The sequence below is a fragment of the Dolomitihabitans soli genome (assembly GCF_022213955.1).
GTDB classification, from domain to species: domain Bacteria; phylum Actinomycetota; class Actinomycetes; order Streptosporangiales; family Streptosporangiaceae; genus Streptosporangium_A; species Streptosporangium_A soli.
Genome location: NZ_JAKNTW010000024.1, coordinates 201,221 through 210,047 on the forward strand (window position 1 = coordinate 201,221; position 8,827 = coordinate 210,047).

Below are 8,827 nucleotides of genomic sequence, written 5' to 3' on the forward strand. Positions count from 1 at the left end.
GTTGGCGGCAGCGACATAAGACCTTTTGACCTGGACGCCGGGCGGTCACGCGTGGATGTGATTCCGGACCAGTGGACAGTCGTCATCGCCGGCTCGGTGATCCTCGGGCTCGGCGTCGCCCCCGCCTCCACCCTGAGCACCGACCTGATCGTCGGCGCGGCGCCGACGGAACGCGCGGGCGCCGCCTCGGCGATCTCCGAGGCCGGCGGCGAGCTCTGCCGTACGGAAGCGGGCGATAACGGGCGGGGCTCGCCGGGGAGCCTCGCGACCTGGGTCGTTTCACACCGGGGGCGGGCGCGCGTGTCGTAGTTTTGGGTTCCGCATTGCTGGTACGGCGGGGCGCTCAGTCCCTCGGCGATCGGAGGGGCGGTGCGCATCGGTCAGTTGATCGCCGGCCGTTACCGGCTGGAGGAGCGGATCGGTTCCGGCGGGAACGGGGTCGTCTGGCGCGCCACCGACGAGGAGCTGGGCCGGGTGATCGCGGTCAAGCGGGCCCTGTCCGGTGGCGCCGAGCGCGCGGCCGAGCGGATCGCGCTGTTGCGGCGCGAGGCCAGGATCCTGGCCAGGGTGAACCATCCGAACGTGGTCACCCTGTTCGACCTGGTGGCCGACGGCGGCGAGTGGTGGCTGGCCATGGAGTACGTGCCGGCCAGCAGCCTCGCCGGCCAGGGCACGCTGCCGCCCGGTCGGGTGGCCGGGATCGGCGTCCAGCTCGCCCGCGCCCTGCAGGCCGTGCACGCCGCGGGGGTCCTGCACCGTGACGTCAAGCCCGCCAACGTGTTCCTGGTCGACGACCAGCATGCCAAGCTGGGCGACTTCGGGATATCCCGGGTGGTCGAGGGCGACATGACGCTGACCGACACGGGCCGGATCCTCGGGACGCCGGGCTTCATCGCCCCCGAGGTGGCGGGCGGAGAGGACCCGAGCGAGGCGTCCGACGTCTTCTCCCTCGGCGCCACGCTGTTCGCGGCGGTCGAGGGCACGACGCCGTGCGGGCCCCCCGGGAATCCCCTGCTGCTCCTGCGGCGCGCGGCGCAGGGCGACATCGCGCGGTCGCGGCGCGGCGGGGCGCTGGCCCCGGTGCTGTCCGTGTTGCTGAACGTGGATCCCGCGAAGCGGCCCACGGCCGCGCAGGCCGAGCAAATGCTCCAGGACGTGGCGGTCGCGCCGGCCGCCGACGGCGACACCGACGGCCCGCGCCGCGGATCGAGACGCCGGATCGCCGTCGCGGCGGGCACGATCGTCATCGCGCTGGCCGTCTCGGGCTGGCTGCTGGCCGCCGTGCTGCCCGGCGCGCCGCCCGCCCCGGCGCGGGACCTGGCCCGTCCGCGCCCGGTGCCCGCCGTCGGCGACCCCCGTACGGCCGACCCCTGCGCGCTGACCGATCCGGCGGCGCTGGCCAGGTTCGGCGAGGCCCGGCAGGAGACCCATTTCGGGAACTTCAACCGGTGCGACGTCATCGTGCGGGCGGACGGTGACAGCGAGGTAGACGTGAAGGTGGAGCTGTACGGCGAGTCCGCGCCCGAAGGCGTCCTGGAGAAGGCGGGCGCCCTCGGCATCGTCCGGCAGCCCGCGGACGGCTCCACCTGCGGCCGTTCGGTGCATCTGCCCGACCGGCACCGCGTGCAGATCGACGCCCGGCAGACCGGCGACGGCGAGGCGGATCTCTGCGCCATCGCCGAGGCGGCCACGACGAGCGCGGTCGCGGTGCTGTCGAGGGGCGAGATCCCGCGGCGGCGCACACCCGCCGAGCCCGCGTCCTTGATCAACGTGGACGCCTGCGCGCTCCTCGGCCCCGGCGCGCTCGCCCGGTTCCCCGGCGTGGATCCGCTTCGCTCCGAGGCGGGTTTCGCCGGCTGGTGGTGCCGCTGGCACAGCACCGCCAGCCGGTCCTCGCTGCTCGTGCGCTTCGACCGGAATCAGCCGCTGACCAGCGCCGACGGCCGTCCCATCCGGCTCGGCGACCGTGCCGCCTTCGTCGAGTCCGAAGGCTACGGCGAGGAGACGTGTCAGGTCCAGGTCGTGCACCGGCCGACGACGGACTCACGCGGGGAGCCCGTGGCCGAATTGCTCCTGGTCGTGGTCAGCGGTCCGGGATCCGCCGCCCGGCGTTGCGAACTGGCCACCGATCTGGCCCGGCCGGCCGCCGCCGGACTGCCCCCGCCCCCCGCGGGCTCGGTCACCGGACCGGAGCGAGGTGGACCGTCGCCGTCTGCCGGGTGACCGACGAGACGCGCACGGCGAGGTCGTTCACGGTCCCGTTCGCGCCGGGGCCGAGGACCACCTCGTTGAAGACCCCGCTCCCCGTCCCCCTCACCCGCACCGAGCCGGAGCCGACCTTGGCGATCGACAGCCTGCTGAACCCGTACCGGCTGTCGATGCGGAAACTCACCGGCCTGGACACGGTGATCTTGCATCGTCCGTCGAAGCACGGGTGGACTCGCGCCCCCTTGGCGGGAAGCGCCGATGACGCGGAGCCCGCGCCCCGCTGTTCCCGCTCGGCGACGGCGGCCGGCGCGCCGGCGACCGTGACGAACGCCAAAGCCAGGAAGGTGATGGCCATCCGGTGCATGATCTTTCCTTTCGTCGGTCTCCCGTACGGCACGGCCTGCCGTACGGACGTTCCAGCTGCAGGGAAACCCGTTGCGGAGCCCAGAGTCCCCGATCGGGAGGGTCTCCCGGGCCGGAACCGGCAGACTGCGGACGAGACCATTGCCTTCAGGTGGAAGGGCGTTCGGGTGAGCGAACCGCTGCGCGCGCCAGATCTGGCTCCGCTCCCGTATGGACACCACACCGGCGGCACCCGGCATGATCCACGCACTGGAGATCGCAGCGTACGGGCCTTTCATGGGCAGGTGCGCCCCCCAAATACGGCTAAAGGTGATCAATCATGCGCATTCTTCTTGTGGGAGCCGGTGGCGTGGGCACCGCCATCACCCGCATCGCGGCCCGCCGTACGTTCTTCGACCACGTGATCGTCGCCGACTACGACCTGTCCCGCGCCGAGGCCGCCGTCGCCGCCCTCGGCCGGGACGAGAACCGGTTCACCGCGGCCAGGGTCGACGCGGCCGACCAGGCGGCGGTCGCCGGGCTGCTGGCCGCGCACCGGTGCGACGTGTTGCTGAACGCCACCGACCCGCGCTTCGTGATGCCGCTGTTCGAGGCCGCGTTCGCGGCCGGGGCCGGCTACCTCGACATGGCGATGTCCATGTCCCGGCCGCATCCCGAGCACCCTTACGAGCGGTGTGGCGTCAAGCTCGGGGACGACCAGTTCGCGCGGGCCGCCGAGTGGGCGGACGCCGGCCGGCTGGCACTGGTCGGCATGGGCGTGGAACCCGGCCTCGCCGACGTCTTCGCCCGGTACGCGGCGGACGAGCTCTTCGACGAGATCGAGGAGATCGGCGTCCGGGACGGCGCGAACCTCACCGTGGACGGCTACGAGTTCGCCCCGTCCTTCTCGATCTGGACCACCATCGAGGAGTGCCTGAACCCGCCGACGATCTACGAGAGGGACCGCGGCTGGTTCACCACCGAGCCGTTCAGCGAGCCCGAGATCTTCGACTTCCCCGCGGGCATCGGTCCCGTCGAGTGCGTGAACGTCGAACACGAGGAGGTGCTGCTGGTGCCCCGCTGGGTGGACGCCGGCCGCGTCACCTTCAAGTACGGGCTGGGCGAGGACTTCATCACCAAGCTCACCACCCTGCGCGCGCTCGGCCTGGACCGCACCGAGCCGGTCCGGGTCGCCTCGGACCGGGGCCCCGTCATGGTCTCGCCGCGCGACCTGGTGGCCGCCGTGCTGCCCGACCCGGCCGCCCTCGGAAGCCGCATGCACGGCAAGACCTGCGCCGGCACCTGGGTGAAGGGCACCAGGAACGGCGAGCCCCGCGAGGTCTACCTCTACCACGTCGTGGACAACCAGTGGTCGATGAACGAGTACGGCTCGCAGGCCGTCGTCTGGCAGGCCGCCGTCAACCCGGTGGTCGCCCTGGAACTCCTCGCCGGCGGCAGGTGGAAGGGCGCCGGCGTGCTCGGCCCCGAGGCGTTCGAGCCGCGGCCCTTCCTCGACCTGCTGACGGCGTACGGCTCCCCCTGGGCCATCCGCGAGCACTGACGTAGGACGGCGGCCGCCCCGGCCTTACAGTGACTGTACTTTCTCGCTCAGTGCGACCGGTCGGCGAACCCGCGGACTTCACAACGCGCCTTGACAGAGCAAGCGCTGGGTGCAAACATCGCAGAAATCTCGCAATCTCCTGGAAACAACCTCGAATCACGCGAAACACTCGCGCAAATCGTCAAGCTCGCGGCGTCATCGGCGAGCCGCGATGCCACACAAGGCGCTCTCCGGCAGCACGCGCGGCTGCGTGCGCCTTGCCTGACTCAACCCCCCTAAGGTCAGGAAAGGAAGCTCCATGTCACCACGATCGTGGCCACGGACGCTCACCGCGACGCTGCTGGTCATGGCCGGCGTCGTCGCGGGCCCGGCGGCCCAGGCGGCAGACATCCCCCCCGGTGACTACCAACAGGTCCAGCTCGCCCTCGGGCCCGCCGAACTCGGCGAGGCGATGTCCCTGGCGGTGCTGCCGAACCGATCCGTCCTGCACACCGCCCGCGACGGCACGATCCGGGTCACCGACGCCGCGGGCAACACCAAGTCCGCGGGCAAGCTCGACGTCTACACCCATGACGAGGAGGGCCTGCAGGGCATCGCCGCGGACCCGGCCTTCGCCGCCAACCGCTACGTGTACCTGTACTACTCGCCGAAGCTGACCACCCCGGCGGGCGACGCCCCGGCCACCGGCAGCGCCGCCGACTTCGAGCCGTGGAAGGGCGAGCTGCACCTGTCGCGATTCACCCTGAAGGCCGACGAGACACTCGACCTGGCCAGCGAGAAGGTCGTGCTGAAGGTGCCCAACGACCGCGGCCAGTGCTGCCACGTCGGCGGGGACATCGACTTCGACGCCGCGGGCAACCTCTACCTGACCACCGGCGACGACACGAACCCCTTCGAGTCCAACGCCTACTCCCCGCTCGACGAGCGGACCAACCGCAATCCGCAGTTCGACGCGCAGCGGTCCTCGGGGAACACCAACGACCTGCGCGGCAAGGTCCTGCGGATCAAGCCGCAGGCCGACGGCACGTACACCGTCCCGCCGGGGAACCTGTTCCCCGCGGGCACGGCGAGGACCAGGCCCGAGATCTACGCGATGGGGTTCCGCAACCCGTTCCGCATGTCGGTGGACAAGGCGACCGGCATCGTCTACCTGGGCGACTACGGTCCCGACGCGGGCGGTGCCGACGCCGCCCGCGGCCCCGGCGGCCAGGTCGAGTTCGACCGGATCACCGGGCCCGGCAACTACGGCTGGCCGTACTGCACGGGCACCAACACCACTGCGGAGACGTACAACGAGTACACCTTCCCCAGCGGTCCCTCGGCCGCGAAGTACGACTGCGCGGGCGGCCCCGCCAACAACTCCTTCCGCAACACCGGGCTGGCCACGCTCCCGCCCGCCAAGCCAAGCTGGATCAAGTACGGCGACGCCGGGTCACCCCCGGAGTTCGGCTCCGGCTCCGAGTCGCCCATGGGCGGGCCCGTCTACCGCTACGACGCCGGCCTGGCCTCGACCGTCAAGTTCCCCGCGTCGCTGAACGGCAGATACTTCGCCGGCGAGTACGGCAGGCGCTGGATCAAGGCCATCGAGGTGAAGACCGACGGGTCAGCCGGCGAGATCGCGGCGTTCCCGTGGACCGGCACCCAGGTCATGGACATGACCTTCGGCCCGGACGGCGCCCTCTACGTGCTCGACTACGGCACCGGCGGCGGCAACCAGGCGCTCTACCGGGTGGAGCACATCGGCGGCACCAACCGCAACCCGATCGCCAAGGCGTCCGCGGACCGGACCTCCGGCCCCGAGCCGCTCACCGTCGCCTTCTCCGCCGCGGGCAGCTCCGATCCCGAGGGCGGGGCGCTGACCTACTCCTGGAACTTCGGCGACGGCGGCACGTCCACGCAGGCCAATCCGTCCCACACCTACACGGCCAAGGGCACCTACACGCCGACGCTCACGGTCCGGGATCCGCAGGGGCTGACCGGGACGGCGAGCCTGGTGGTGACGGCCGGCAACAGCGCTCCGGCCGTGTCGCTCACCGTGCCCGCCAACGGGCAGCTGTTCTCCTTCGGCGACACCGTGCCGTTCCAGGTCAACGTCAGCGACCCGGAGGACGGCACGATCGACTGCACCAAGGTCAAGGTCACCTACCTGCTGGGACATGACAGCCACAACCACCAGATCACCTCCAAGAACGGGTGCGCGGGCACCCTCACCGTGCCGGTCGACGGCGAGCACGACGACGCGGCCAACATCTACGGCGTCTTCGACGCCGAGTACACCGACAAGGGCGGTCTCACCACGCACAGCGCGCGCACGCTGCAGCCGAGGCACCGGCAGGCCGAGCACTTCACGGCGCAGTCCGGCATCCAGATCGCCGAGCACGGCAACGCGGAGGGCGCCAAGACCGTCGGGTTCACCGACAACGGCGACTGGATCTCCTTCCAGCCCTACGCGCTGAGCAACGCCTCCAAGATCACGGCCAGGGTCTCCTCGGGCGGCGCCGGCGGCACGATCGAGGTCAGGGCCGGTTCGGCCACCGGCACGCTGCTCGGCTCGATGCCCGTGGCGGTCACCGGCGGCTGGGAGGTCTTCGTCGACGTCTCGACGAACCTGACCGGCGCGCCCGCCGGGACCACGACGCTGTTCCTCGTCTTCAAGGGGCCGTCCGGCCAGGGCAACCTGTTCGACGTCGACGCGTTCACCTTCGCCACGTCGGGCACGGCGACGACGGCCGAGGCGGAGTCGTACACCGCGAACTCCGGCGTCCAACCCGCCGACCACGCCACCGCCAGCGGCGGCAAGACCGCCGGATACATCAACAACGGCGACTGGACCGCCTACAACACCGTCACCACCACCGGCGCCACCACCTTCAGCGCCCGCATCTCCTCCGCCGGAGCCGGCGGAGCCATCCAAATCCGCTCCGGATCCCCCACCGGCACCCTCCTCGGCACCGTCACCGTCCCGGTCACCGGCAGCTGGGACACCTTCCAAACCATCACCACCCCCCTCACCGGAAACGCCACCGGACCCCTCCACCTCGTCTTCACCGGAACCGGCACCGGCTACCTCTTCGACATCGACACCTTCACCCTGACCAGGTGACGTGGTCGCCGGTGGGGCGCGCGAACGCGCCCCACCGGCGCGAAAGGGACAGCAATGCATCGTTTATTCAGCCGCATTCCCGTCGCCATCGCCATGGCCGCCGCGCTCGTCGCCACCAGCGCGCCCGCGCACGCCGCCGATCCGGCCTACCAGGTGCTCGTCTTCTCCAAGACGGCGGGCTTCCGGCACGACTCCATCCCGGCCGGCATCGAGGCCATCCGGAACCTGGGGACCGCGAACAACTTCACCGTCACCGCCACCGAGGACAGCGGCGCCTTCACCCCGGCCAACCTGGCCGGATACAAGGCGGTGGTGTTCCTCAGCACCACGGGCGACGTCCTCAACGGCACGCAGGAGGCCGCGCTCCAGTCCTACGTCGACGGCGGCGGCGGGTACGTGGGCGTCCACGCCGCGGCCGACACCGAGTACGGCTGGCCGTACTACGAGAAACTCGCCGGCGCCTGGTTCAAGAGCCATCCCGCGATCCAGCAGGCCACCGTGCGGACCGAGGACCGGTCGCACGCGGCGACCGCCCACCTCGGGCCGGCCTGGACCCGGACCGACGAGTGGTACAACTACCGCACCAACCCGCGGTCGACCGCGAAAGTGCTGCAGACCCTCGACGAGGGCAGCTACAGCGGCGGCGACATGGGCGACCACCCCATCACGTGGTGCCGTTCCCAGGCCGCAGGCAGGGCGTTCTACACCGGGCTCGGGCACACCGCCGCGTCCTTCGCCGAACCGGGGCTCCGGACCCTGCTGCTCGGCGGCATCCGCTACGCGGCGGGGTACGCCAAGGCCGACTGCCGTCCCGAGACCGGCTACACGCCCCTCTACAACGGGTCGACCGGCGGGTGGTCGCAGGCCGGGCCGGGCGGCTTCGCCAACGCCGACGGCACGCTCACCTCGCAGGGCGGCATGGGCCTGTACTGGTACCAGGCGAAGGAGTACCGCTCCTACTCGCTGAAGCTCGACTGGAGGATGGCCGGAGACGACAACTCCGGCGTCTTCCTCGGTTTCCCGCAGTCCGGCGATCCGCAGTCGGCGATCAACAACGGGTACGAGGTCCAGATCGACGCGAGCGACAGCGCCGACAAGACCACCGGAGCGGTGTACGGCTTCAAGTCCGCCGACACGGCCGCCCGTGACGCCGCCCTCAATCCGCCGGGCCAGTGGAACACCTACGAACTACGGGTCGAGGGCGAGCGGCTGCAGGTCTTCCTGAACGGCACGAAGATCAACGACTTCACGAACACCGACCCGGCGCGATCGCTGCGGCAGGGCCACATCGGGATCCAGAACCACGGGAACGACGACGACGTGGCGTTCCGCAACATCCGGATCAAGGAACTCGGCGGCGGCGGCACCCCGACGACGACCGAGGCGGAGTCGTACACCGCGAACTCCGGCGTCCAACCCGCCGACCACGCCACCGCCAGCGGCGGCAAGACCGCCGGATACATCAACAACGGCGACTGGACCGCCTACAACACCGTCACCACCACCGGCGCCACCACCTTCAGCGCCCGCATCTCCTCCGCCGGAGCCGGCGGAGCCATCCAAATCCGCTCCGGATCCCCCACCGGCACCCTCCTCGGCACCGTCACCGTCCC

General features: G+C 71.1%; 6 protein-coding genes. 5 read left to right on the forward strand and 1 reads right to left on the reverse strand.

The window, feature by feature from the left end:
- Window positions 1–51: 51 nt before the first annotated feature.
- Window positions 52–309: an MFS transporter gene (locus MBA17_RS36150; RefSeq protein ID WP_238501989.1), complete on the forward strand. Its 258-nt coding sequence runs from the start codon at window positions 52–54 to the stop codon at window positions 307–309.
- Between the two features lie 60 nt (window positions 310–369).
- Window positions 370–2,223 (forward strand): serine/threonine-protein kinase, encoded by a 1,854-nt coding sequence (locus MBA17_RS36155; protein ID WP_238501990.1) that lies wholly within the window; start codon window positions 370–372, stop codon window positions 2,221–2,223.
- On the opposite strand, the gene MBA17_RS36160 is transcribed toward MBA17_RS36155, so the two are convergent.
- The gene (locus MBA17_RS36160; RefSeq protein ID WP_238501991.1) at window positions 2,180–2,563 is read right to left on the reverse strand and encodes a hypothetical protein; all 384 of its coding nucleotides are present in this window, start codon (window positions 2,561–2,563) and stop codon (window positions 2,180–2,182) included. The two genes, MBA17_RS36155 and MBA17_RS36160, sit on opposite strands and share 44 nt — an antisense overlap.
- 327 nt (window positions 2,564–2,890) lie before the next feature.
- Between MBA17_RS36160 and MBA17_RS36165 the strand changes: the two genes are divergently transcribed.
- From MBA17_RS36165 to MBA17_RS36175, 3 genes are all read left to right on the forward strand, one after another.
- A complete protein-coding gene (locus MBA17_RS36165; protein ID WP_238501992.1) occupies window positions 2,891–4,111 on the forward strand; it encodes a saccharopine dehydrogenase family protein in 1,221 nt (406 codons plus the stop codon).
- Between the two features lie 298 nt (window positions 4,112–4,409).
- Window positions 4,410–7,214 (forward strand): carbohydrate-binding protein, encoded by a 2,805-nt coding sequence (locus MBA17_RS36170; protein ID WP_238501993.1) that lies wholly within the window; start codon window positions 4,410–4,412, stop codon window positions 7,212–7,214.
- A 54-nt stretch (window positions 7,215–7,268) separates the two neighbouring features.
- Window positions 7,269–8,827 (forward strand): ThuA domain-containing protein (locus MBA17_RS36175; protein ID WP_238501994.1); only part of this gene is annotated, 1,559 nt, incomplete at its 3' end.

Excerpts from the sequence above, each read along its gene's own strand:
- MBA17_RS36170 (WP_238501993.1), top strand. The coding sequence starts at position 4,410 with ATGTCACCACGATCGTGGCCACGGACGCTCACCGCGACGCTGCTGGTC.
- MBA17_RS36160 (WP_238501991.1), bottom strand. The coding sequence starts at position 2,563 with ATGGCCATCACCTTCCTGGCTTTGGCGTTCGTCACGGTCGCCGGCGCG.
- MBA17_RS36165 (WP_238501992.1), top strand. The coding sequence starts at position 2,891 with ATGCGCATTCTTCTTGTGGGAGCCGGTGGCGTGGGCACCGCCATCACC.